General features: G+C 63.4%; 23 protein-coding genes. 9 read left to right on the forward strand and 14 right to left on the reverse strand.

The window, feature by feature from the left end:
- Window positions 1–123: 123 nt before the first annotated feature.
- Entirely contained in the window at window positions 124–600 is a 477-nt protein-coding gene (locus tag GRI34_RS01450; protein WP_160594417.1) for a DUF937 domain-containing protein, read from the forward strand.
- Window positions 601–603: 3 nt separating this feature from the next.
- Here GRI34_RS01450 and GRI34_RS01455 read toward each other — a convergent pair whose 3' ends face one another.
- The 3 genes from GRI34_RS01455 to GRI34_RS01465 are packed head-to-tail and all read right to left on the reverse strand — an operon-like array spanning window position 604 to window position 4,517.
- Window positions 604–2,235, reverse strand: a complete 1,632-nt coding sequence (locus GRI34_RS01455) for an FAD-dependent oxidoreductase (RefSeq protein ID WP_160594418.1) — start codon at window positions 2,233–2,235, stop codon at window positions 604–606.
- Between the two features lie 24 nt (window positions 2,236–2,259).
- Window positions 2,260–4,113 carry a DUF885 domain-containing protein gene (locus tag GRI34_RS01460; protein WP_160594419.1) on the reverse strand — a complete coding sequence of 618 codons (1,854 nt, stop codon included), beginning with the start codon at window positions 4,111–4,113 and terminating at the stop codon, window positions 2,260–2,262.
- Window positions 4,114–4,151: 38 nt separating this feature from the next.
- Window positions 4,152–4,517, reverse strand: coding sequence for a DUF3597 domain-containing protein (locus GRI34_RS01465; protein ID WP_160594420.1), 366 nt, complete (start codon window positions 4,515–4,517; stop codon window positions 4,152–4,154).
- 118 nt (window positions 4,518–4,635) lie between these two features.
- Between GRI34_RS01465 and GRI34_RS01470 the strand changes: the two genes are divergently transcribed.
- On the forward strand, window positions 4,636–4,848 hold the full coding sequence (locus GRI34_RS01470; protein WP_318247367.1) for a hypothetical protein: 213 nt from the start codon (window positions 4,636–4,638) through the stop codon (window positions 4,846–4,848).
- A gap of 19 nt (window positions 4,849–4,867) precedes the next feature.
- On the opposite strand, the gene GRI34_RS01475 is transcribed toward GRI34_RS01470, so the two are convergent.
- Both GRI34_RS01475 and GRI34_RS01480 read right to left on the reverse strand, forming a co-directional pair.
- The gene (locus tag GRI34_RS01475; RefSeq protein ID WP_160594422.1) at window positions 4,868–5,539 is read right to left on the reverse strand and encodes an energy transducer TonB; all 672 of its coding nucleotides are present in this window, start codon (window positions 5,537–5,539) and stop codon (window positions 4,868–4,870) included.
- A gap of 163 nt (window positions 5,540–5,702) precedes the next feature.
- The gene (locus tag GRI34_RS01480; protein ID WP_090482077.1) at window positions 5,703–6,359 is read right to left on the reverse strand and encodes an alpha/beta hydrolase; all 657 of its coding nucleotides are present in this window, start codon (window positions 6,357–6,359) and stop codon (window positions 5,703–5,705) included.
- Between the two features lie 126 nt (window positions 6,360–6,485).
- Here GRI34_RS01480 and GRI34_RS01485 point away from each other — a divergent pair, with 126 nt between their 5' ends.
- From GRI34_RS01485 to GRI34_RS01495, 3 genes are all read left to right on the forward strand, one after another.
- Complete coding sequence (locus tag GRI34_RS01485) at window positions 6,486–7,532, forward strand: cysteine desulfurase family protein (RefSeq protein WP_160596343.1); 1,047 nt, start codon at window positions 6,486–6,488, stop codon at window positions 7,530–7,532.
- Between the two features lie 217 nt (window positions 7,533–7,749).
- Window positions 7,750–8,856: a cysteine desulfurase family protein gene (locus GRI34_RS01490; protein WP_160594423.1), complete on the forward strand. Its 1,107-nt coding sequence runs from the start codon at window positions 7,750–7,752 to the stop codon at window positions 8,854–8,856.
- Window positions 8,853–9,182, forward strand: a complete 330-nt coding sequence (locus GRI34_RS01495) for a 2Fe-2S iron-sulfur cluster-binding protein (protein WP_160594424.1) — start codon at window positions 8,853–8,855, stop codon at window positions 9,180–9,182. Before GRI34_RS01490 ends, GRI34_RS01495 begins: the two co-directional genes overlap by 4 nt.
- Here GRI34_RS01495 and GRI34_RS01500 read toward each other — a convergent pair.
- Both GRI34_RS01500 and GRI34_RS01505 read right to left on the reverse strand, forming a co-directional pair.
- A complete protein-coding gene (locus tag GRI34_RS01500; protein WP_160594425.1) occupies window positions 9,179–10,867 on the reverse strand; it encodes a mechanosensitive ion channel family protein in 1,689 nt (562 codons plus the stop codon). The two genes, GRI34_RS01495 and GRI34_RS01500, sit on opposite strands and share 4 nt — an antisense overlap.
- A 101-nt stretch (window positions 10,868–10,968) precedes the next feature.
- Window positions 10,969–11,526 (reverse strand): DJ-1/PfpI/YhbO family deglycase/protease, encoded by a 558-nt coding sequence (locus tag GRI34_RS01505; RefSeq protein ID WP_160594426.1) that lies wholly within the window; start codon window positions 11,524–11,526, stop codon window positions 10,969–10,971.
- A 98-nt stretch (window positions 11,527–11,624) separates the two neighbouring features.
- On the opposite strand from GRI34_RS01505, the gene parC reads away from it, so the two are divergent.
- Complete coding sequence (gene parC / locus GRI34_RS01510) at window positions 11,625–13,922, forward strand: DNA topoisomerase IV subunit A (RefSeq protein ID WP_160594427.1); 2,298 nt, start codon at window positions 11,625–11,627, stop codon at window positions 13,920–13,922.
- Window positions 13,923–13,998: 76 nt separating this feature from the next.
- Here parC and GRI34_RS01515 read toward each other — a convergent pair whose 3' ends face one another.
- From GRI34_RS01515 to GRI34_RS01540, 6 genes are all read right to left on the reverse strand, one after another.
- Window positions 13,999–14,529 (reverse strand): hypothetical protein, encoded by a 531-nt coding sequence (locus tag GRI34_RS01515; protein ID WP_160594428.1) that lies wholly within the window; start codon window positions 14,527–14,529, stop codon window positions 13,999–14,001.
- Window positions 14,530–14,805: 276 nt separating this feature from the next.
- Window positions 14,806–15,990, reverse strand: a complete 1,185-nt coding sequence (locus GRI34_RS01520; protein WP_160594429.1) for a CCA tRNA nucleotidyltransferase — start codon at window positions 15,988–15,990, stop codon at window positions 14,806–14,808.
- A gap of 19 nt (window positions 15,991–16,009) precedes the next feature.
- Entirely contained in the window at window positions 16,010–16,603 is a 594-nt protein-coding gene (locus tag GRI34_RS01525; RefSeq protein WP_160594430.1) for a CoA pyrophosphatase, read from the reverse strand.
- The gene (locus GRI34_RS01530; RefSeq protein WP_160594431.1) at window positions 16,600–17,148 is read right to left on the reverse strand and encodes a DUF1285 domain-containing protein; all 549 of its coding nucleotides are present in this window, start codon (window positions 17,146–17,148) and stop codon (window positions 16,600–16,602) included. Before GRI34_RS01530 ends, GRI34_RS01525 begins: the two co-directional genes overlap by 4 nt.
- A 38-nt stretch (window positions 17,149–17,186) precedes the next feature.
- Entirely contained in the window at window positions 17,187–17,708 is a 522-nt protein-coding gene (locus GRI34_RS01535; RefSeq protein ID WP_160594432.1) for a GNAT family N-acetyltransferase, read from the reverse strand.
- Window positions 17,709–17,758: 50 nt separating this feature from the next.
- Window positions 17,759–18,943, reverse strand: a complete 1,185-nt coding sequence (locus GRI34_RS01540) for a PQQ-dependent sugar dehydrogenase (RefSeq protein WP_160594433.1) — start codon at window positions 18,941–18,943, stop codon at window positions 17,759–17,761.
- Between GRI34_RS01540 and GRI34_RS01545 the strand changes: the two genes are divergently transcribed.
- The 3 genes from GRI34_RS01545 (at window position 18,942) to GRI34_RS01555 (ending at window position 21,845) form a co-directional block, all read left to right on the forward strand.
- A complete protein-coding gene (locus tag GRI34_RS01545; RefSeq protein WP_160594434.1) occupies window positions 18,942–19,568 on the forward strand; it encodes a ribonuclease HII in 627 nt (208 codons plus the stop codon). The two genes, GRI34_RS01540 and GRI34_RS01545, sit on opposite strands and share 2 nt — an antisense overlap.
- Complete coding sequence (locus GRI34_RS01550; protein ID WP_199800308.1) at window positions 19,565–20,485, forward strand: oxidoreductase; 921 nt, start codon at window positions 19,565–19,567, stop codon at window positions 20,483–20,485. Before GRI34_RS01545 ends, GRI34_RS01550 begins: the two co-directional genes overlap by 4 nt.
- A 211-nt stretch (window positions 20,486–20,696) precedes the next feature.
- A complete protein-coding gene (locus GRI34_RS01555) occupies window positions 20,697–21,845 on the forward strand; it encodes a site-specific DNA-methyltransferase (protein ID WP_160594436.1) in 1,149 nt (382 codons plus the stop codon).
- Window positions 21,846–21,875: 30 nt separating this feature from the next.
- Here the strand turns inward: GRI34_RS01555 and GRI34_RS01560 are convergent, their stop codons facing one another.
- Window positions 21,876–22,535, reverse strand: coding sequence for a ferredoxin reductase domain-containing protein (locus tag GRI34_RS01560; RefSeq protein ID WP_234028120.1), 660 nt, complete (start codon window positions 22,533–22,535; stop codon window positions 21,876–21,878).
- Window positions 22,536–22,710: the final 175 nt, after the last annotated feature.

The raw sequence follows: 22,710 nt of genomic DNA on the forward strand, positions 1-22,710 counted from the left end.
GAAGTTTCTCCGCAAAACACGTTGACTGCTGCATGACAGCCGGCGCGAATAATTCAGTCGCGGACTAGGAAAATCGCGCCCGGCGGCGCAGGGTAGGAATTCGATTCGAAAGGGAGATTAGTTATGAGCCTCGCCAGAATGCTTCAGGACAGCGGCGCGATTGCCAGCATGGCACGCGAGCTGAACATCGACGAGCAGACCGCCCGTACCGGTGCAGGTGCCCTGCTGCCGGCCATCGTCGCCGGCATGGGACGCACAACGGCCGGATCGTCGGGCCTCGGCGGGCTTGGCAGTATCATTGGCGGCCTCGGCGGTGGCGGCCTGCTGGAATCCGTCCTTGGTGGCGGTCCGACCGATACCGGCAAGGGTAACGACATCCTCGGCACGATCTTCGGCGGCAAGGAGACCAGCCGCGGTGTCGCCAGCGAAGTCTCGGCCATCACCGGGCTCGATGAAAACCTGCTCAAAAAGATGCTGCCGATCCTCGCGATGGCGGTCGCCGGTTACATGGCCAAACAGGCTGGTGGCGGCAGCGCCCAGCAGGGCGGCGGCCTTGGCGGTATTCTCGGCTCGATCGTCGGCGGACTTGCCGCGCGGTAACACCTAGTCGGCGGGCTGTTTCCTCGACAGTCCGTCGATATAGTTCCAGATGCGACTGACCACGACGGAGCCTTCGCCGACGGCACTGGCGACCCGTTTGACGGACCCGGCGCGTACATCGCCCACGGCAAAAATCCCGTCGGCGCTGGTTTCGTAAGGGGAACTGCGCCCGGCATCGTCTCCGGAAAGGACGAAGCCTTGCTCGTTGGTCTTGGCGAGGTCCGATAGCCATTGCGTATTCGGCGCAGCGCCGATCATGATGAACAGGGCCCTGGTCGCGATCTCCTCATCGCCATCGGGGCCGCTGAGCGTCACGGCCTCGAGGTGATCCTCGCCATGCAGCGCGCTTGCCTCGGTCTGGTAATGGATCGTGATCGCCGGGTCGGCCACGAGCCTGTCAGTCAGATATTTGGACATGCTGTCGGCAAGGCTGTCTCCGCGTACGACGATATGGACGTGGCGCGCGGTGCGGCTGAGATACATCGCTGCCTGCCCCGCCGAATTGCCACCGCCGATCACGACCGCTTCGGTGTTCGAACAAAACCGCGCTTCCATATCGGTGGCTGCGTAGAAAATGCCCTTGCTCTCGAACTCGGCCAGCCGGTCGAGGGGGAGGCGGCGATACTGGACGCCGGTCGCGACCAGCACGGTTTTCGCGCACACCTGGTCGCAATCGTCGAGATCGGCGCAAAACGTGCCGTCCTCGCGGCGGACCAATCCGCAGACCTGGCGCGGCATGGCGAAGCGCGTGCCGAACTTCATTGCCTGGATCTGTCCGCGATAGACGAGATCGGAGCCGCTGATACCGGTCGGGAAACCCATGTAGTTTTCGATGCGGCTGCTGGTGCCGGCCTGTCCGCCGATCGCTGTGTCTTCCACCACAAGTGCCTGCAGCCCTTCGCTTCCGGCATAGACTGCGGCTGCCACGCCCGCAGGTCCCGCGCCGACGATCAGCAGGTCGTAAACCGTCTCGCGGCAGACATCCATGTCGAGGCCGAGATATTGGGCCATCTTGCGCGGGCTTGGATCATCGATCACCCGGTCCTGGCCGAGGATAACCGCCGGGCGGTGTTCAACGAGGCGACACGCTGCAAGCGCCTCGTCGTCATCGCCGTCGAGGTCCAGCGTCTGGAAGGGGACGCGGTTGCGGCTAAGAAAGCGTTCGACCGATTGCACGGCGGCATCCTGGTCGGCGCCGATCAGCTTGATCGCGCTGTTGTTGCCCTCGAACTGCTTGCGCCTGCGGGCAGCGAATACGCTCAGCACGTGGTCCGATAATTCCGGGATGCGCGACATGAGGTCCAGCATCTCCTCGCGCGGGACCTCGAGCGTGCGCGTGTCCTTCGCGGCGCGCATTGGCAACGTATGCGATCCCGCATTAAGGAAGGCGATCTCCCCCATGAACTGCGTCGGGCCGAGCGAGCTGTCCATCAGGCGGTCCCCGGAAAACGGATCGACGACCTCGATTTCCCCGTCGAGCACGTAGACGAAACGGTCCATCGCGTCGCCTGCCTCGGCCACCATAGCGCCCTTGTCGTAAGATCGCTCGGTGCCAAGTTCGCGCAGGCAGGCGACGTGATCGTCGGCCAGTGGAACGCGCGGCATCGTCTCCAGGTTTTCGCCGATCTGTTCCATCAGGCCCTTCGTTCAACTCCGGATCTAGGCGGAAGCGGACGCGATATAGCGCTCCACATTCCGCTCCAGCACATCCATCGGCACATTGCCGCCCAGGATCACTGCATCGTTGAACGCCTTGAAGTCATATCGGCTCCCGAGTTCACTCTCTGCGCGCGAACGCTGGTCGACGATGCGGCTGTGGCCGAGCTTGTAGCCGGTCGCCTGACCGGGCCAACTGCAATAGCGATCGACCTCGCTTTCGACTTCGCCGCGCTTGCTACCATTACGTTCGACGAAGAACCGGACCGCACGTTCGCGGCTCCAGCCCTTGGCGTGAAGGCCGGTGTCTACCACCATACGGCACGCACGGAAGGCGAGGCTTTGCAGGTAACCGAGGCGGCCAACCGTAAATTCGTCGTAGGCGCCCAGTTCATCGGCCATTTGCTCGCCATAGAGCGCCCACCCTTCGCTGAACGGATTGAAGGCCAGGATCGAGCGGATGAGCGGCAGGCGATTGGAATATTCGCCTTCCCAGACGTGGCCGGGGATCGTCTCGTGATAGGTGAGGTCGGCGAGGTCGTATTTGCGGTGCAAATCGGTGTCTCGCAGATTGATCCAGAAGCGGCCCGGGATGGAGCCGTCCTTGCTGCCGGCGCCGCCATAGGCGCCCGGCGCGCCAACTTCTTCGGCCGGCGGGATGCGCTTCACTTCCATGTTCGGGTCGACCAGCGTGTTGAAGGCACGCGGCATCTGGGCCTTGATCCAGTTCACCCGGTCCCAGATGAACTCCATGATCTCTTCGCGGCCGGGATCGCCTTCTGCGAACTTGTAGCGCGGGTCGTTGCCCAGTTCCTGCATCCGCTCGCCCACCGAACCGCTGGTATAGCCGATCTCGCGCAGGATCGGGTCCATGCGCGCATGCAGCGCATCAAGTTCTTCGAGGCCCTGGTTGTGCACCTCGTCGGGGGTGAGCGTCGTGGTCGTGCTCGAACGCAGGGCCCAGGCGTAAAATTCCTCGCCGCGGGGGCGGGCGGAAATGCCCGGCGCATCGCTGGCGACGGCGCGTTCGGCGCGCAGTTCGGCAAGCTGGCGTTGGAGCGCCTCGGCAATCGGACCGGTTTCCAGTGTCAGCGCGCGGTTGGCGTGGCTTTCGGGCATGCCCTTGGCATTGAGCTTGGCGCGCAGATCGTCTGCGAAAAGCTCGCCCTTGCCGGCGCTGGCGATGGTCTGTTCCATCTGGCCGATCGCCTTGTCGAGCAGGAAGGCGGGCGGAACGACCCCCATCCCGCGCGCCGCGCGAATGCGGGCGAGTTCACCGTCGAAGACCGACGGCATCTGCTCCATGCGCTCGATATAGGCGTCGGCACCGTCGCCGTCCTCGACATTGTGGCTGGACTGCATGAAGCGCGGAAGCGCGAGATATTCGCCCACGTTCTGGATGACGACATAGGGAGCGGTCCGCCAATTGCCGACCGGCGTATCGCCATAGGGCAAGGCAAAGCCGTCGAGCGCGAGTTCGTAGGCGCTTTCGACGACTTCGAGATTGGTCAGGTTTTCGCTGTCGAGGCCGTCACGCGGGAAGGCGCGGACGCGTTCGAGATCCTGCTTGAGGGTCGAGGCGTAGGCCTGTTGGCCCGCGGGCGACTGGTCTTCGAGCTTGCCGCGCAGGTGCGCGTATTGGCCGGTATCGACGCCAAGTCCTGTGGCGCGCTCCGGTTCATGGCCGAGGAGGTTGTAGCCGACGACTTCCAGCAGGCGTTCGGCGCCGATGGCCTGGGCCGCCGAAATGCCTTCGGGCCGGGGGATCGCGGCGCATCCGCCGAGGGTGAGAGCGCTGGTCGCGCCAAGTCCTGCGATGAACCGGCGGCGGGTGGTTTCAAAGGTTTGGGTGGTCATGCGCGGCGGTTTGGGGCCGCCGCGCTCACCTTGTCAAATCAATCGAGGAATTCGGGCGGGACGCGGCCGCCATTGGCCGACAATTCCTGCATGGTGCGGCGGTGCAGCCAGATGTTGTCTTCCGCTGTGCCGCTGTAATCGGCGCGGCCGAGTTCCTGCGCCAGCGCCTTGCGATTTTCATAGCTGGAATCGACATTGATGAGTTTCATCAGGTCGACGATGCTGGTGCGCCAGTTGAGGCGATCCGCACCCGGCATGGAATCGAGGCTGTTCTCGACATTGACCATGGGCACGCTCTGGTCCTGCTGCGGGGGTACGCCGGTAGGGGTGGTCGCGGGCGGCGCTTCCTGCGCCTTGGCTTCCTTGCCGAAAATCGCGTCCTTGATCTTGCTGAAAATTCCCATCGAGTTATCCCCTTTATAAGTTTTGAAGCAGCCAAACTGACTACACATTTGTTAAACGGTGAAGACGTCCTGACGTTCCGCCGCTAAACGCCGGATGAACCAATCGAATTTCGGGGAAATGATGCTAGACACAGTTCTATCGCTAACAGTCCTTGCTGCGGCCCTGCTGGTCTTCGGCGCGTGGATGCTGTGGAAGCGGACCGGTAATCTCAAGAACGCGGGCCTGATGGTGCTGTTGGCGATTATCGCCGTCGTCAACGTGATGATCTGGACGGTGCCCACCGCAGACGGAGAAGCCCCGCTCGACAAGGTCGAACGGGGCTCTCGCTGACGCTGCCCGATCGGGAGGCTCAGTCGGGCAGCTGCCAGAGGACGGAGCCGGTATAGCTTCCCGCGACCGGCTCGCCCGAACGACCGCGGGCGGGCTCGAACTTCGCGCGTTTCTGGACCAGCACGCAGGTTGCGGCATCGAGTTCGGAATGACCGGTGGAGCGGGTCAACTGGCAACCCGTAACATTGCCGGTCGCCGAGATATCGAGCTTGAACGTGGCGGTGCCGGTCAAATCGCGGCGCGCCCAGCTCGACTTGTAGTCGCGGTCGCTTAGCCAGCGGCCCGGGTCGTTGCGCGGCTTGGCGCCGACCGGATCGAAGCCGCTCGGCGTGGGCGAGGGCACCGGATCGAGCTTGGTCGGGCCGGGCTTCGGCATGGGCTGCGGCGGCAGAATCAGCTCGGTCGTCGGGATGACCGGCTTGATGTCCGACAGCGACAGGTCGGGCTGCGGCACCGTGATGGGCGGGGTCGTGGCGACCTCCGGCACGGCATCGGTGGCCGGTTCGGGCGGAGGCGGGGCCGGAGGCGGCGGATCGGTCTTTACGTTGATCGCCGTGACGATGTCATCCTTCTCGATAATGCCTGCCGTGACGGTCAGGCCGGTAATGACGGCGAAACCGATGGCGGCCTGCACGCCGATGGCGGCAACCATGCCGGCCGGCGATGCCTTCCTGCTATCTGCATAAGCCATAGTCTTTCCTCTCCTTGCGACTCCAATCTGCAATGTTACAACATTACACCAAAAAGGCAAGGCGCACGGATTCGGAGCCCAAGGCGAGGGGACCCGCGCGGTCGGGAAAGGTATGAATTTTCAGACGATTGAGGGCGCCAAACGAATGGCGCCCGTCACCGGATCACTTGATCGGGCAGCTCGGATCGAGGCGGAAGTCGAGGTAGTTGTCGACCGACTTCATCAGCTCTTCTTGCTCGTTCTCGAAGAAGTGGTTCGCACGCGGGATTTCTTCGTGGTGCACGGTGATGTGCTTTTGCGTGCGCAGCTTTTCGACGAGCTTGGTGACCGCGCCCGGCTGTACGACCGTGTCCTGCGCGCCGTGGATGAAGATGCCGCTGGCGGGGCAGGGTGCCAGGAACGAGAAATCATACATGCTGGCAGGAGCACCGATGCTGATCCAGCCGCGGATTTCCGGGCGGCGCATGAGCAGCTGCATGCCGATCAGCGAGCCGAAGCTTACGCCTGCAACCCAGGTGACCGATGCATCGGGATGGACCTGCTGCACCCAGTCGAGCGCGCTCGCCGCATCGGACAATTCGCCGATGCCGTTGTCGAAGCTGCCCTGGCTGCGGCCGACGCCGCGGAAATTGAAGCGCAGGGTGGCAAAGCCGCGATTGACGAAGGTCTTGTAGAGCCGCTGCGTGATCTGCTCGTTCATGGTGCCGCCGCCCTGCGGGTGCGGGTGGAGGATCATCGCCACGGGCGCGCGCGGACGCGGTGCGGGAGAGAAACGGCCTTCGAGGCGGCCTTCGGGGCCGGGAAAGATCACGGTCGGCATGGGGAGGTGTACCCTGTCGGAAATTTTCGATGGCGCAGGCCGGATATGGCTTGCGCGAGGTTGCGCGCTATATAGGGTTTCGCTGCGAAATCGCAATTATATTGAGCACGTCCCGTCAAGACACGAATTTATCTCGATCATGCCGCCACCACGCCGCTGCGCCCCGAAGCGCGCGCCGCAATGGACGAAGGCTTCGACCTCTGGGCCAATCCGAGCAGTCCGCATGCCGAGGGACGCAAGGCCCGCGCCGCGCTGGAAGATGCCCGCGAGCGGGTGAAACAGGCGCTCGGCTGGGAGGGGGAGGTGATTTTCACCTCCGGCGCGAGCGAGGCGGCGGCGCTGGCATTGGGTCACGCGAAAGCTGGAGCACGGCTGGTGTCGGCGGTGGAACATGATGCAATCCTCAAGGCTGCCCCCGATGCCGAGAGGCTGCCTGTCTTGGACGATGGTCAGCTCGACCTTAAAGTCCTGCAGGAGGCTATCGATCGTGAGCGGCCACTGGTAGCAGTACAGCAGGTCAACTCCGAGACCGGAAATCGGCAAGTCGTCGACATCATCCACCAATATGTGACCGATGCTGGAGGATTGTTACTGTCCGATGCAGCCCAGTCGGAAGGTAAGCTGACACTACTGCCGTGCGATATGGCGATCATCTCCGCGCACAAATTCGGCGGCCCCATTGGCGTCGGCGCACTTCTTTTGAAGGATTTTGCCATGCTCGAGCCGGCTGGCGGTCAGGAGCGTGGCTATCGTCGCGGCACCGAGAACCTGCCCGGCGTGCTCGGCATGGCGGCGGCGCTGGAGGCTTGCGACGATCCCTATTTCGACCCGGCCATCCTCAAACCGCTCGACCAGCTCGCACAGGAATGCCGCGAGCTGGGCGGCACGTGGCTCTCCGACCGCCTTTCGGACCCCACGCCCTATATCCGCGCCATCGCCATGCCCAAGATGAGCGGCAGCGCGCAGGTCATGCGCTTCGACATGGCGGGCATCTCGGTCTCGCAAGGCAGCGCCTGTTCAAGCGGCACGATGAAGACCAGCCACGTCCTCCAGGCCATGCAGGTCGAACCCGAGGTGGCCGATCGCACCATTCGCGCCAGTTTCGGCTGGAACACCACCCGCGAAGAAGTGGAACGCTTCTGCGAGGTATGGCTTGAATTGGCGAAGGCATGACGTTCATCGCGACTGCCTGCGCCGCCAATCCCTTTCCTACTCCGGAACGACGGGCCACGATCCGATCCATGATGAATTCAGTTCTCCTGCGCACAAGGCAGCAAGGTGTCACCCTGGTGGCTCGTGCGAAAAATCCCGCAATTCCGGGCGTCTTGAGGCATTCCGAGCGGGTGACAGGGTGTAAACTTCGTCGCCTTTGCCCGGCGCAGGTAGCGGCATGATCTACCTTGACTACCAGGCCACGACCCCGCTCGCCTCCGAAGCGCGCGATGCCATGATGCGCTGGCTCGACGGGCCGGGCGGCACCGGATTCGGCAATGCGCACAGCCCGCACAAGATCGGCCGCGAGGCCAAGGCCGCGATCGAATTCGCGCGCGACCAGGTGGCGGCTCTGTTTCCGGCAGGCGGGAAGGTGATCTTCACCTCCGGCGCGACCGAGGCGCTCAACCTCGCCATTCGCGGCACGCGGGCAAGGGACGGGGGTGGCGGAACCGTCAGCGTGTCCGCCATCGAACATTCCGCCGTGCTCGATACCGCGAAGGATGCGGGCAAGTGCCATGTGCTGAACGTCGCCAAGGACGGACAGTGCAACACCAAGCAGGACCTGCCGCAGGATACCCGGCTGGTCTGCCTCATGCAGGTCAATAACGAGATCGGTGTGATCCAGCCCACGGTCGAGTGGCACCGCAAGGCGAAGGAGAACAACGCGCTCTACCTGTGCGATGCGGTGCAGGCCTATGGCAAGATAGAAGTTACCGGCGCAGACATGATCGCCATCAGCGCGCATAAGTTCCACGGGCCGAAAGGCGTGGGTGCCTTGTGGGTGCGCGACGGGGTCGATTTGCACGAAGTCCAGACCGGCGGCGGACAGGAATTCGGCCTACGCTCCGGCACGCTCTCGCCCGCGCTGATTGCGGGAATGGGCGCTGCCGCTGCGGAAGCCAAGGACCGCATGGAGCAGGATGCCGAGCACGTGCAGAAGCTCTGGAAGCGGGCGACCGAGATCTTCGACAAGTGGGAACTCAACGGCAGTGCCGAAGCGCGCTATCATGGCAACCTCAATATTCGTCCGCGCGGCCCCAATGGCGGCGGCCTCGATGTGGGCCGGTTGATGAGCGAGTGCCGCAACGTGATGTTTTCGGCAGGGTCCGCCTGCGCGAGCGGGTCGGGGCGCACCAGCCATGTGCTCGAAGCGATCGGCCTGCCGAAAAAGCTCGCCAAGGCGTCCATCCGGCTCGGCTTCGGGCGCTACACCACACTCGAAGAAATCGAGGAAGCAGGCCGCATCATCAACGAGGCAGCACAGGCGCAGGGATCGCTATGAAGGTCGTTTTTCACACTACCGAGGGCAAGCGGGTGGAAGCCGAAGGCAATGCGGACGACAGCCTGCTGCGCGTGGCGCAGGCGGCAGGCATGCCGCTGGAAGGTACGTGCGAAGGGCAGATGGCCTGTTCCACCTGTCATGTGGTCGTCGATGCGGAATGGTTCGACCGGCTGCCCGAAGCGAGCGAGGAGGAGGAAGATATGCTCGACCTTGCCGCAGGCGTGCGCCGGACCAGCCGGCTTTCCTGCCAGATCGTGCTTGAGGACGACCTCGACGGACTTAGCGTGGCGATCCCTGCCGAAAGCCACGACATGAGCCGGGGCTAACCCGCCTCGTCCATGCGCACCTCGCGTTCGCGCGGGATGTAGGCGGGGACGGGTTCGTTGCCTGCCGCCGCGTCCATCCTGGAGGCTGCTGCCAGCATGTGTTCGCGAAGGCGGCAATGCATCGCCCAGCCGACCTTGGGATCGACGGCGCGGACCATGAAGCGCACGACCATCGCCTTGGCATTCTGGTCGATGACTTCGCAAACGGCATCTTCGGGATCGATGACGTCGTCGTCGTTCTCGATGAATTGGGAGAAGGGTTCGCGCAATGCCTCCACATCGGCGCGATTGTCGAGTTCCAGCTCGACATGCATCATCAGGCTCGCGTCTTTCTTGGTCCAGTTCTCGAAGCTTTCGCTGGTGAAGGCGCTGACGGGTGCGATGACGCGGCGCTCGTCCCAGGTGCGCAGGCGCAAGTGGGTGAAGCCGATCTTCTCGACGTAGCACCACTGGCCATCGTAATGGACCGCATCGCCGATCCGCGCGGTCTGGGCGAAGGCGATCTGGACGCTCGCCATGATGTCGCCCAGCACCTTGCGCGCGGCGAAGACGAGGACGAGGCCCATTACCCCGGCCGACGCGATAATGGAAAAGCCCAGCGTGGTGGAGATATTGCTGGCCACCAGCAGGAAGCCGGCACCCGCCAGCAATAGCGCCGCAGTAATGATCCGCCGGATCGCGCTGAGCTTGGTGTAGAAGTTGCGGTCCTCGTTGTTCTCGGGCGCCTCGAGTTTTGTCGTCCGGCGATCGGTGGCGAAATCGAACAGCGCCTCGATCACGGAGAGCGCGATGCCGAGGATGGCGGCAACGATCAGGATGAGCTGGAGCGGGTCGAGCAGGTCGCGCACCGGACCGGAGAGGCGGAAGAAGGTCTCCCTGACGAGCGCGATGGTCCCGGCAAAGGCCAGCAGCGTCGCGGGCAGGTGAACCGCGCTCACGACACCGTGCCGCTTGGTTTCCTCGTCCAGTCGCTTGCGCCATTTGTTGAGGGCGAAATAGGTCAGCGCCGCGGCCAGCGCACCGACCAGCAGGATGATGGGCAAGGCGATGACCTCCCACCAAGCCAGTGTCCAGAACGCCTGCTTGCGCAACGGTGCCGGCAGCATCTCCTCGAACGCGGTCGGGCCGTAGACTTCGTAGAGCGCGGGGACATTGTCGACGGTCTGGCGACTGAACACCCAGAGCGGCTCCCCATCAGGGGCCTGGACGCGGGCGATGCGGATGGGGACCGACCGTTTGTCCAGCGCCAGCCTGCCGATAGTGATGGAACGGCGCGGCACGCCTGCCATCGGGTCTTCGCTGCTGGTCGCGGTATCGACCGCGTCGGGGCGGTCGGGCAGGGCGGTCCAGTCCACTGGGACGGAGCGATGGACGAGATCGTACAGCTTCGCCGCCAGATCCTGTGGGTCGCCGCCGGCAATATTGGCCATGTCGAGCCCGGCGGCGGCGCTTTCCCAGTCGCCCGCTTCGCCAGCCGCGAGAAAGCTTTCCATAAGCCCCATCGGGGTGTCGAGATCGAGCGGCGCGGTCGGCCCGGCCTCGAATTCGAGTTGCTCTACCTCGTAGACGTAAGGCTCGCTATCCTCCGCAACTGCGATGCCTTGCGCCATGACGGGAGCCGCAGACAAACCGATGGCGGCAAGCAACAGGATCAGGATCATGCGAAGCGGTGATTGTTTCCCCATGCATTCCACAATGCTTGCGCGCCGCCATGGGTCCGAAAACGAAAAACCCCGCCGCATCGCTGCGGCGGGGTCTTCCTCACCCCTCGAGAGTGATTTACCGGTTAGGCGCTTTCGAGTTCGCGCTTCTCGACCGTTTCACCGAGCATTTCGATGAGGGCCTTGCTGAATGCCGGAATGTCATCGGGGTTGCGGCTGGTAATGATGTTGCCATCGACCACCGCTTCCTGGTCGACCACGGTTGCGCCTGCGTTCTTCAGGTCAGTGCGGATCGAGGGCCATGCGGTGACCGTCTTGCCCTTGATGAGATCGGCTTCGGCGAGCAGCCACGGCGCGTGGCAGATCGCTGCGATCGGCTTGCCGGCCATGTCGAATTCGCGAACGATCGCAATCGCACGCTCGTTCATGCGCAGGATGTCGGGGTTCATCTGTCCGCCCGGCAGGAGCAATGCGTCGTAGCCCGAACAATCGGAAATCTCGTCGACCGTCTTCTCTACGGCAACACTGTCGCCCCAATCCTTCTGGTCCCAACCCTTGATTTCGCCCTTTTCGAGACTCACGACGGTGGTTTCGAAACCGGCGTCTTCGAGGTTGGCCTTCGGCTTCATCAGTTCCGACTGTTCAAAGCCGTTGGTGGCGAGGATCATGATGCGCTTTGTCATAAGGTAACTCCTTGATTTCGTGTTACCCATGCAACGCGTGGGGACAGCGCTGCGTTCCGTACTGACAGCCGAGCCGTGGCTCTGATAGGGCAGGGCGTATGGCCACTACCGATCTTGATGATTCTGGCGTCGATCCGTTCGACGCGATCGTTGATGCACCTTTCGATTCCGCCCTGTCGGAACGCTATCTCGTCTATGCGCTGAGCACGATTACCGCGCGTTCGCTGCCCGACCTTCGCGACGGGTTGAAGCCGGTTCACCGCCGCTTGCTGTGGACCATGCGCCAGCTGAAGCTGGATCCATCGAGCGGCTTCAAGAAGTCCGCCCGCGTGGTCGGCGAAGTCATCGGTAAGTACCACCCGCACGGCGACACCGCCGCCTATGACGCGATGGTCCGTCTCGCCCAGGATTTCGCGCTGCGCTATCCATTGGTCGAAGGGCAGGGCAACTTCGGCAATATCGACGGCGATAACGCCGCGGCTTACCGTTATACCGAAGCGCGCCTGACCAAGACCGCGATGCGCCTGATGGAAGGCTTGGACGCGGGCACCGTCGACTTCATCCCGACCTACAATAACGAGGAAGAAGAACCGGAAATCATGCCGGGTCTCTTTCCCAACCTGCTCGCCAACGGTGCCAGCGGGATCGCGGTGGGCATGGCGACCAACATCCCCTCGCATAATGTCGCCGAAATCGTGGATGCGACGCTCGAAGTGATCGACAATCCCCACGTCGAACACCCGCGCCTGATGGAACTGTTCAAGGGGCCGGACTTCGCCACAGGCGGGGTCGTTCCCGAAAGCGCGGATACGATCAGCCATGCCTATGAAACGGGACGCGGGTCGTTCCGCGTCCGTGGGCGATTCCATGCGGAAGAGGCGGAGAAAGCCGAAGATCGCGAAGCGGGCATCGAGCGGCTGGGCGGCGGCCAGTGGCAACTGGTCATTTCCGAAATTCCCTACCAGGTCGCCAAGGGCAAGCTGATCGAGCAGATCGCACAAGCGATCGCCGACAAGAAGCTGCCGATCCTGGAGGACGTGCGCGACGAAAGCGACGAGTCCATCCGCATCGTGCTGGTGCCGCGCAGCCGCAATGTCGATCCCGAGCTGTTAAAGGAGAGCATCTACAAGCTCACCGACATGGAAACGCGTTTCGGCCTCAACCTCAACGTGCTGAATGCCAGCCGCACGCCGATGGTCATGGGTCTGAAGGAACTGCTCGAAAACTGGATCGCCAGCCAGATCGACATCCTCCAGCGCCGCAGCCGCCACCGGCTTGAACAGATCGCCAAGCGGCTAGAGCTGGTCGAAGGCTACATAATCGCCTTCCTCAACCTCGACCGCGTGATCGAAATCATCCGGACCGAGGACGAGCCGAAGCCGGTGATGATGGAAGAGTTCAAACTTACCGACCGGCAGGCCGAAGCGATCCTCAACATGCGCCTGCGGTCCTTGCGCAAGCTGGAAGAGATGCAGCTGCGCAATGAGAAAGACGAGCTGCTGAAAGAACAGGACGAGCTCGAGAAACTGCTCGGCTCCCCGGCCCGCCAGCGCACGCGCCTGAAGCGCGACCTCAACACCTTGCGCAAGGAATACGGACCCGAAACCGATCTCGGCCGCCGCCGCACGACCATCGAAGAGGCTGCCCCGGCAGTCGAATTCAGCATGGACGCGATGATCGAGAAGGAGCCGGTTACGGTCATCCTTTCGCAAAAAGGATGGGTACGCGGGGCCAAGGGGCACCTGCCGCTGGATCAGGAATTCAAGTATAAGGAAGGCGACGGTCCGGCCTTCGTCCTCCACGCTCAAACGACCGACAAGCTGTTGCTGGTCGGGGCCGACGGACGGGTCTTTACGCTGGGCGCGGACAAGCTGCCCGGTGCGCGCGGGTTCGGTGAACCGGTCCGCAACACCCTCGACATCGAGGCGAGTACGCAGATCGCGGCGGTCATCGTCCATCGCGAAGGGCAGGAAGTGCTTCTTGCCGCCGATACCGGAAAGGGTTTTGCCGCCACCACCGACGCGATGCTGGCCGAAACCCGCAAGGGCCGCCAGGTCGTCAATCTCAAGGGCGATGCGAAGCTGGTCGTGGCGCGGACTATCGAGCAAGGGCACGACCATGTCGCGGTCGTCGGCGACAATCGCAAGCTGGTGGTTTTCAACCTCGAAGAACTGCCGCGGCTTGCCAAGGGGCAGGGCGTGAAGCTGCAAAGCTATCGCGATGGCGGCTTGTCGGATGCGACCACGTTCAAGCTCGAGGAAGGGCTTAGCTGGACGATGGGCGGCAAGGGCGACCGGACCCGGACCGAAGGCGATATGTGGCAGTGGAAGGTCGCGCGTGGCGGCGCAGGGCGCCTCCCGCCGCAAGGCTTCCCGCGCGACAACCGGTTCGGATAGCAAAAAGGCCGGAAGCGCTTTCGCACTCCCGGCCCCTTGCGACCCTGAAACTGGGCTCAGGGAACTAGTAAAAGGCTTATTCGCCCGTGGTTCCGGCAGCCGGAGCCGCCTGCGCCATGGCAGCATCGATCTGCGCGTTGGTCAGGCGAGCCATCAGGCCATGGTCCGTCGCGTCGAAGTGAGTACGCAGCAGGGTAACCTTGTTCGTTTCGTCACCGCCACGGGCGAGGACGACGTTGTCGCCGTTGATTTCGAGGACAGTACCGAGCGGGGCGTGCGAAGCGTCCATAGCTGCTGCGCCGACCACAAGGGCCGCATCGCGCTTTGCAGCCGCTTCTGCGAGCTGTGCGTCGATCATGCCGTCGAGCTGTGCCTTGGTCACGGTGATGGTCGGACCGGTTTCGCCCTGGCCGTACATTTCGACGCCCAGCGGAACCTTGTGCTTGCCGGTATCGAGCACGGCCTGACCGTTTTCAACCGAAACGATGGTGCCGACGGCATTGCCTTCGGGACCGGTCACGGTTGCGCCTGCAGCGACCTGCTCGTTAGCAAGGGCGGGGGTGGCGGCAAGTGCGACGGCAGCGAGGGCCAGCTTTGCGATCTTCATGGATGAACTCCTAGACTTGTTCAGATTGTGCGAACCCCATGCGCATCTTTGCGCGCTAAGGATCCTGCGGAAAATTTGAGCGGCTGGGGAGATCGAGGCCTCACGCCGGTGCCGCATGCCCCCTCCGGGAAGCGGGCGCTCTATGACAAAACGACCGCCGGGAGGCAACCGTGTGGCCCCTTTATGTTGCATTGCAGCTTAAGCGAAGCTGAAGGCGAGGGCGAGCCGAGCCTCATGCGCGACGAATTGTGGAGATCGCGTGCTGCAGCGCAGCGATCAGATGTTCGAGCTGGCGGAAAGTTCCTCGTCGAGCAGTTCGGCGACACGGTCGGCGCCGGGGAATTCTTCTTCGACCCAGCGTGCTTCGACCGCCCGCAGGATGCGGGCGACTTCGGGTCCGGCGCCGACCCCGCGCGCGACGATCTCGCCGCCTTTCAATGGCAATTGCGGAACCTCCCAACCGGCCAGCGCGGCGATGTTCGAGCCTGCGATCAGCAAGCGATCACGCGCGCACTCGATACCTTCGCGATAGGCGAGGGCACGCGGGGCAGCGGCATCGTCCTCCTTGCGCTCCGCGATGCAGGAGAGGCGCGCTCGCTGCGCCCGCGACAGACGCAATCGCGCGGCAACGGCTTGGGCGATCGAGGCAATGGGTGGAAGCAGCGCGGCCAGGCGGCGGACCGGATCGCCCTCGGCACCGAGCCGGGCTTCGTGCGCGATCAGGCTGCCGAAGACCTTTTGCTCGCGCTCGCGTGCCTTCGGCAGGATCACCTCGAGGATGCCGTGCTCTGCCATCAACGCGATTGAACCGCGTGGATCGGGCAGCGAAAGGATGCCGAGCAATTCCATCGCAACACGTTCGCGGCTGAGGCCCTTGAGCGTATGTGCCAGTTCCGAGCAGGCCGCGATCGCTTCGTCTTCGGGAGCATCGCCGAACCGCGCCTGGAAACGGAAATAGCGCAGGATGCGCAGGTGATCTTCCCGGATGCGTTCGCGTGCATCACCTATGAAGCGGACCCGGCGATCCTCAAGGTCCTCCAAGCCGCCGAAGTAATCGTCGATCTCGAGCGTTTGGGGGTGCGCATAGAGCGCGTTGATAGTGAAGTCGCGCCGCGCCGCATCTTCGCGCCATTCCTCAGCGAAAGCGACCGTGGCCCGGCGTCCATCGGTCGAGATATCGCGGCGCAGGGTCGTTATCTCCACCGGACCGTCCGGCAGGACTGCCGTAACCGTTCCATGGTCGATGCCGGTCGGAACCGTACGGATTCCCGCCTCCTTGCAGCGGTCGATTACGGCATGGGGAACCAGCGTCGTGGCAAGGTCGATATCGTGGATTGCCTTGCCCAGCAGAGTGTCGCGCACCGCACCGCCGACATAGCGCGTGTTATCCGCGCCCAGCGCATCCACAAGGGCGGCGAGGTCGGCGCGTTTGGTCCAGTCGGTGTCGGGCAGGCGGGTCATGGCAGCGCCTTTAGAACGCTCAGCCCGTCCACGCCAGTCGCCGCGAGAGGTTGATGCAGATCGCGGCGGTCACGCCCCAGATGCGATAACCTTCATGGTCCATCTCGTAGTAGCGGCGCATCGCGCCTTTCCAGAACACCTCGTTTTCCTGCCAGTTCTCGGGTCGCATGAGGAGCGATAGCGGCGCCTCGAACCAGCTTTCCACCTCGCGCGGGTCGGGACGGATCGGCAGGTCGTGGGGGACGGTGGCCAGAACGGGCGTAATGTCGAAACCGGTGCCGGTCTGATAGCGGTCCGTCGTGCCGATCACGCGCACGTGCTCACGCTCGATCCCCAGTTCCTCCCATGCTTCGCGTAGCGCAGCGTCGACCGCGTGCTCTCCGTCATCCAGCTTCCCGCCCGGAAAGGCGACTTGTCCCGGATGGTCGCGCATGGTGCGTGGTCGCTGGGTCAAGAGGACCGTCGGGTCTTCTCGATCCGTCACCGCGATGAGGACGGCCGCATCGGCCGTGCGGTCGAGATCGGCGAAACGTTCGTCGCTCAGCAGGTCGGGCGAGGGCGCGGCGTGGCCCTGCTCGAACAAGTGGGTGAGGCGATCGAACAGTTCGCTCATGCAGGCAGTAGCGAGAACCGCTCTCCGCCGCTGGTCACACTCCAGTCCTCGCCGTGCTCCAGCGCAATCTGGGCGAGCTGTTCGTAGGTCGAGCGATTAAGGCGTGCCTCGCAGCCGCGCCTGACATGGACATAGAGGCGGGGTTTCTCGGCATCGCCAGCCGCGCGGATGGGATTGTCCGGTCCCGCGACAACCAGTTCATCGGTGTTGATGCGAAAGGCGAGGTTGCCATCCGTCTCGCTGACGTCAGTGGCGATGAAGCAGGCGTCCTCGACCTCGATGGATAGCTTCTGGAACGGGGTGACAAGCCAGTACCCGCCATCGTCTTCGCGCCTCAATAATCCCGCGAACGCCCGGACCATGGCGGGGCGGGAGATGGGGCTACCTTCATGCAGCCACGTTCCATCCTCCTGGATCTGCATGTGGCTTTCGCCGGTCTGTTCGGGCGTCCATTGCTCTACGGGAGGCAGCTTGCGCGCCTCGACCTGTTCGGCAATCTGGGCGAGCGACAGTCCGGCAAGTTCCGGGGGAGGGGTATATACCATGCCCCGCTATTTGGGGCCGCTCGCGGCTCAGCGCAACTCTATGCAGGCCACGGTCCGAGCATGCCTTCGTTCGGGAGCACGCCGGGATTGCTTGTGCGGACGAGCAGCCGCTCCTTTTCGAAGGGACCGGGGCAATGCCAACCGCCCGTATGCTGCGCAGTGAAGTCCCAGCGCGCGTAATATTCCGGGTCGCCGATCATAACCTGCGGGAGGGGCATGGCGCCGGTTTCAAACCCGCTTTCGACCGCCCCAAGGCTCGCTGCCATCAGGGCCTTGCCGAACCCTTCGCCCTGCCGTCCGGGCATCACTGCGACGGGACCGACCATGATCATCGGGTGTGGCCTGCCGTCGGGATCGACGAGGGCAACGGGCCACAACTGGATCGTCCCGGCAAGATAATCATTTTCGTCGAGCGCGGCGAAGCTCAGCGCTTCAAGCGCGTCTATCCCCTCGCGGATCCGATAGGCGGTGCGGGCGTGCCGCTGCTCCCCGAAAGCGGCGTCGAGCAATTGCTCGACCAGCGCAGGGTCGATTGCGGAGAGGGGAACGATAGTCGCCATAGCGGCGCGGCGATTAGGGCCGCGCCGCCATCAAGTCGACCAAGTTTCGCTTATTCGGGGCGAAGTTCCAGCAGGCGGCCCGTTTCCCCGTCTTCGAGGACCCAGAGCGCGCCATCCGGACCTTCGATGACCGAGCGGATGCGGTTGCCCATGTCGTAACGCGCCACTTCGCGCGCGTTCTCGCCATCAACCTCGACCCGGATCAGGGCCTTGGTCTTGAGGCCGGAAATCATCGCGTCGCCCTTGAGGCCGGGGAACAGGTCCCCGCGATAGAAAATCATGTTTCCGGGCGCGATGACCGGGGTCCAGTTGATCGCGAACTTCTCGAACCCGTCGTCTGCGGTGTGGTCGGGAATGTTGTCGCCATCGTAGTGATCGCCGTTCGAGCGAAGCGGCCATCCATAGTTGGCGCCGCGCTTGACGAGGTTGAGTTCGTCGCCGCCTGCCGGACCGTGCTCGATTTCCCACAAGCGACCGCTCGCATCGAAGTCGATGCCGAGCAGGTTGCGATGGCCCCACGACCAGATCTGGTCGCTCGGGCTGCCCTGTCCGGCCAGCGGATTGCCGGCCGCAGGCGTGCCGTCGAGATTGAGGCGCACCACGGTGCCGAGCGTGTTCGAGGTGTCCTGTGCCGGTTCCATCTTCTGGCGGTCGCCGCTCGTGATGAAGAGATATTGCTCGTCCGGGCTGAAAGCGATGCGGTGGGAATAGTGACCGCGTCCCGTGACCTTGGGTGCCTGGCGCCAGATCACGTTCAAACCTTCGATGCTGCATTCATCGGCCTGCTGGCATACCAGCGTGCCACGACCAACCACGGCACCGCGCATGTCGCCCTCACCGGCTTCTGCCCAGCTTATATAGATCGTGCGGCGGTCGGTGCCTTGGCCTGCCTCGCTGGGTAGGAAAGCAATTTCGCCCAATCCGCCCTGGCCGCCATAATCGACCTCGGGCACTCCGGTGACAGTGCCAAGCCTTCCGCTCGCAAGGTCCTTGAACTTGATGCTTCCCGCCTGCTCGGTGATGAAGATCATCCGGGTGCCGGGGAGGAAGGCCGAAGCCCATGGATCGGCGAACGATCCGTGTTCGGTGATCGCGAACTCGCCTGAAAATTCACCTGCCACTGGGGTTGGCGTCGATGTCGCCGAGCTGCCTCCATCGGTGGAGTAACCGCCTCCGCAGCTTGCGGCCATCAGCAGCGGGGATAGGGTAGCGGCAATAACCGATAGGCGTTTCATGATCTCTTTTTCTCCCGAACAAGGTCTAGGCCAGGCCCCGCTGATTATCGGCGTGGACGAGGCCGGGCGCGGACCGCTTGCCGGTCCGGTTGTCGCTGCCGCCGTGGTATTATGCAACCCGTGCCCCGAAGGCCTCGACGACTCCAAAAAGCTCAGCGCCGCTCGCCGTTCCGCGCTGGAGCCGCAAATCGTCGAAAATTGTGCCTGGGGCCTCGGTATCATCGACGTTGAGGAGATCGACAGGATCAATATCTTCCAGGCCACGATGCTGGCGATGACGCTCGCCGTTTCCCGTCTGGTGGACGCTTTGGGAGACGAGCCCGAAGCGGTGCTGATCGACGGGAACCAGACGCCGCATGGCCGCTGCGACACGTGGCGCTGGCCTGCGCGCGCGATCGTGGGCGGGGACGGGAAGGAAAAGGCGATCGGTGCCGCTTCGATCCTGGCCAAGGAATATCGCGACCGCGTCATGCGCGATGCGGCAGCGCGTTTCCCGCACTATGGATGGGAACGCAACGCCGGTTATGGAACGCCCCAGCATCTCGAAGCATTGCGAACACACGGACCGAGCCCGCTGCACCGCCGCAGCTTTGCGCCGGTATCGCAGATGGAGATGTTCGCGTGACCTTTGCCTATTCCGATATTCCCGACCAGAGCGGCAAGACCGCGATCGTCACCGGCTCCAATACCGGCATCGGGCTGGAAATTGCACGTGGCCTGTCGCGCAAGGGCGCGCGGGTGATCCTCGCCTGCCGCGATGGGGACAAGGCCAAGGCGGCGATGGACGATATCGCGAGCGGACCGGAGCAGGCCGATCTCGATTACCTTCATCTCGACCTCGGCAATCTCGCCTCGATCCGCGATGCCGCCGAAGAGGCCAAGGGCGAAAAAAAGATCGACATCCTGGTCAACAATGCCGGGATCATGGTGCCGCCGCTATCGCACTCGATCGGCGGCGCGGAATCGCAGTTTGCAGTAAACCATCTCGGACATTTCGCCTTCACCGGCCTGTTGCTCGACAAGCTGGCGCAGGACGGCGGTGCGCGGGTCGTGTCGCAGTCTTCGATCGCGCATAAGGGCGCCAAGATCGATTTCGACAATCTCGATGCGCGCCACGGCTATTCGCGCACGAAGTTCTACGGCCAGAGCAAGCTGGCCAACCTTCTCTTCGCGCTCGAACTGGACCGGAGGCTGCGCGCTGCAAATTCGCCGGTCGTATCGATCGCCTGCCATCCGGGCGTCGCGCAGACGGAACTGACACGCCACCTCGGCCTGCTTGGTAGCGTTTTCGGCCCCGTCATCGGGCTTGCCCTCAACTCTGCCGAAGACGGTGCAATCCCGGCCTTGCAGGCCGCCACAGATCCGCAAGCCGAGGGCGGCGACTATTTCGGCAGCTGGGGCTTCCGCGAAATGAGCGGCAAGGCATCGGGCAAAGCCTGTGCGACACGCACGGCCCGCGACCCTCTGCTGGCTGCCCGCCTGTGGGAGAAATCGATCGACCTGACCGGCGTCGATCCGGGCCTTGCGCCCGCCGAGAGCTGATCCGGCCCAAAACACCGACAAAAAGAGTCTTCCGGGTCACACCGCATCATCTTGAGTCCGCCGAATCCGTGCGGACTCAACATCTTGTGGGGGACTCCTTTCGTTCTCCCTCAGGAGTTGTGTGTCGCTGCGATATGCAACCCAGAAGCTGCTTGACGTGGACTCGGTTTGGACTCACCCTGTGGATAACTAAGCCAAAGGGGACGGTCACATGGGGGTCATCGAGACCACGAAATCGCGCGTTCAGCGCACCGAGAAGGCGGTCGAACTCCCGCTCGAACTGCCCGTGGGCAAGATCCTCGATGGCGATTGCGTGGAAGCCATGCGCTCCATCCCGACGGCCAGCGTAGACCTGGTCTTCGCCGATCCTCCGTACAATCTCCAGCTTGGCGGCGACCTCAATCGTCCCGACGGCAGCCATGTCGATGCGGTGACCGACGACTGGGACAAGTTCGATACCTTCAAGGCCTATGACGATTTCACCCGCGCCTGGCTGACCGAGGCGAAACGCATCCTGAAGCCCGACGGCGCGCTGTGGGTCATCGGCAGCTATCATAACATCTACCGCGTCGGCGCGATCCTGCAGGACCTGGGCTTCTGGATCTTGAACGATATCGTCTGGCGCAAGTCGAACCCGATGCCGAACTTCCGTGGCACCCGTTTCACCAATGCGCACGAGACGCTGCTTTGGTGTTCGCAGGGCGAGAAGGCGAAGTACCATTTCAATTACCGCGCGATGAAGACGCTCAACGACGAACTGCAAATGCGCAGCGACTGGGTTCTTCCCATCTGCAACGGGGCAGAGCGGCTGAAAGAGGGCGGCCACAAGGTCCACCCGACGCAGAAGCCCGAAAGCCTGCTTTACCGCGTGCTGCTGTCGACTACGGAAAAGGGCGACGTGGTGCTCGATCCTTTCTTCGGCACCGGTACGACCGGCGCAGTGGCCAAGCGCCTCGGCCGCCAGTGGATCGGCTGCGAGCGCGAAGGCGTCTATCGCAATGCCGCGCTGAAGCGGATCGAGAAGGAACTGCCGCTCGACGAAAGCGCGCTAACCACGATGCAGGCCGGCCGCAGCGCGCCCAAGGTGGCTTTCGGCGCTTTGGTCGAAAACGGCTATCTCAAGCCCGGCACCGAATTGTTCGACAAGAAGCGGCGCTGGAGAGCGACCGTGCGCGCCGATGGCTCGCTTGCTTGCGGAAAGCAGACGGGCAGCATCCACGGTCTCGGCAAGGAGCTACAGGGTGCGCCCAGCTGCAACGGCTGGACCTTCTGGCACTACGAAGTCGATGGTGCAGATGGCAAGGATGTGCAGCCTATCGATGCCGCACGCCAACTGTACCTGCTGGCGGTAGAGGACTGAGCGAGCGGCGCTTCGGTCCGGCGGAAGAGCCTACTCATCTTCGCGAACCAAACGGTCCTCGCTTACACCCCTGGCCTTGAGCGCTTCCGACACGTCGTCTTCCATGGGAGGCGGCCCGCAAAGATAGAATGTGCTGCCGAAATCGAGACCGGCATTGTCGAGGTAATCGCCGTCGATCTGGCCATGGTGGATCCCGTGGACGTCTTCGTCGCTCAGGACGAGGTCCAATCGAAGCCCCGGCATATTCTCGAGCTCCTCGCGAAGGATGATGTCTTTCTCATTGCTGTTGGAGAAGATCAGCCGGTAGCCGTCCAGCGATCCGTGACTTTTCTGCCGGGCGCGAAGGATGGCGATAAACGGAGTCAGCCCAGCACCACCGGCAATGATTACACCGGGCCCCTTGTCTTCGATCGCGCCCCATGGGTCTCCGATAATGACGCCGTCGCCCGCCTTCATCTTGCCGATCTGCTCGGTGACGCCATCGTGCGAAGGGTAGGATTTGATAGTGAACTGCAGGTGGTCCGCGCCGGGTAGCGAAGTGAAGGTGAAGGGGCGCTTTTCCTCCCGCCAGCCGTCACGGTCCAGCGCAAGATCGGTTGCCTGACCGGGGCGGAAATCGAACCCGTCGGGCTTTGCAAAGGTCAGTTCGTGAACATCGTGGGTGACCGGGCGAATGCTCTGGAGGGTCATTTGATGGGACATTGAAATCTCGTGTTGCTCCCGGAACTTACCCGGGCAGTCTGCAATCGGAGCAATGGGCGAGGGCCGCTGGGGGTTCCCCTAAGACTGTCGCTCGCCGAAGCCGCCGGTGCTGCGCGGGGCATGGTAACGGGAACGATGATCGTTCTGTGTCGACGGCGGGGCG

The sequence above is a fragment of the Qipengyuania aquimaris genome (assembly GCF_009827445.1).
GTDB classification, from domain to species: domain Bacteria; phylum Pseudomonadota; class Alphaproteobacteria; order Sphingomonadales; family Sphingomonadaceae; genus Qipengyuania; species Qipengyuania aquimaris.

What these genes read in the sequence shown, in the direction of transcription:
- GRI34_RS01545 (WP_160594434.1), top strand. Translation starts at nt 18,942, where the DNA reads ATGATCTCTTTTTCTCCCGAACAAGGTCTAGGCCAGGCCCCGCTGATT.
- GRI34_RS01460 (WP_160594419.1), bottom strand. Translation starts at nt 4,113, where the DNA reads ATGACCACCCAAACCTTTGAAACCACCCGCCGCCGGTTCATCGCAGGA.
- parC (WP_160594427.1), top strand. Translation starts at nt 11,625, where the DNA reads ATGGCCACTACCGATCTTGATGATTCTGGCGTCGATCCGTTCGACGCG.
- GRI34_RS01465 (WP_160594420.1), bottom strand. Translation starts at nt 4,517, where the DNA reads ATGGGAATTTTCAGCAAGATCAAGGACGCGATTTTCGGCAAGGAAGCC.
- GRI34_RS01490 (WP_160594423.1), top strand. Translation starts at nt 7,750, where the DNA reads ATGATCTACCTTGACTACCAGGCCACGACCCCGCTCGCCTCCGAAGCG.
- GRI34_RS01470 (WP_318247367.1), top strand. Translation starts at nt 4,636, where the DNA reads ATGATGCTAGACACAGTTCTATCGCTAACAGTCCTTGCTGCGGCCCTG.
- GRI34_RS01505 (WP_160594426.1), bottom strand. Translation starts at nt 11,526, where the DNA reads ATGACAAAGCGCATCATGATCCTCGCCACCAACGGCTTTGAACAGTCG.
- GRI34_RS01520 (WP_160594429.1), bottom strand. Translation starts at nt 15,990, where the DNA reads ATGACCCGCCTGCCCGACACCGACTGGACCAAACGCGCCGACCTCGCC.
- GRI34_RS01455 (WP_160594418.1), bottom strand. Translation starts at nt 2,235, where the DNA reads ATGGAACAGATCGGCGAAAACCTGGAGACGATGCCGCGCGTTCCACTG.
- GRI34_RS01515 (WP_160594428.1), bottom strand. Translation starts at nt 14,529, where the DNA reads ATGAAGATCGCAAAGCTGGCCCTCGCTGCCGTCGCACTTGCCGCCACC.
- GRI34_RS01500 (WP_160594425.1), bottom strand. Translation starts at nt 10,867, where the DNA reads ATGGGGAAACAATCACCGCTTCGCATGATCCTGATCCTGTTGCTTGCC.
- GRI34_RS01525 (WP_160594430.1), bottom strand. Translation starts at nt 16,603, where the DNA reads ATGAGCGAACTGTTCGATCGCCTCACCCACTTGTTCGAGCAGGGCCAC.
- GRI34_RS01540 (WP_160594433.1), bottom strand. Translation starts at nt 18,943, where the DNA reads ATGAAACGCCTATCGGTTATTGCCGCTACCCTATCCCCGCTGCTGATG.
- GRI34_RS01450 (WP_160594417.1), top strand. Translation starts at nt 124, where the DNA reads ATGAGCCTCGCCAGAATGCTTCAGGACAGCGGCGCGATTGCCAGCATG.
- GRI34_RS01560 (WP_234028120.1), bottom strand. Translation starts at nt 22,535, where the DNA reads ATGACCCTCCAGAGCATTCGCCCGGTCACCCACGATGTTCACGAACTG.
- GRI34_RS01495 (WP_160594424.1), top strand. Translation starts at nt 8,853, where the DNA reads ATGAAGGTCGTTTTTCACACTACCGAGGGCAAGCGGGTGGAAGCCGAA.
- GRI34_RS01475 (WP_160594422.1), bottom strand. Translation starts at nt 5,539, where the DNA reads ATGGCTTATGCAGATAGCAGGAAGGCATCGCCGGCCGGCATGGTTGCC.
- GRI34_RS01530 (WP_160594431.1), bottom strand. Translation starts at nt 17,148, where the DNA reads ATGGTATATACCCCTCCCCCGGAACTTGCCGGACTGTCGCTCGCCCAG.
- GRI34_RS01535 (WP_160594432.1), bottom strand. Translation starts at nt 17,708, where the DNA reads ATGGCGACTATCGTTCCCCTCTCCGCAATCGACCCTGCGCTGGTCGAG.
- GRI34_RS01555 (WP_160594436.1), top strand. Translation starts at nt 20,697, where the DNA reads ATGGGGGTCATCGAGACCACGAAATCGCGCGTTCAGCGCACCGAGAAG.
- GRI34_RS01480 (WP_090482077.1), bottom strand. Translation starts at nt 6,359, where the DNA reads ATGCCGACCGTGATCTTTCCCGGCCCCGAAGGCCGCCTCGAAGGCCGT.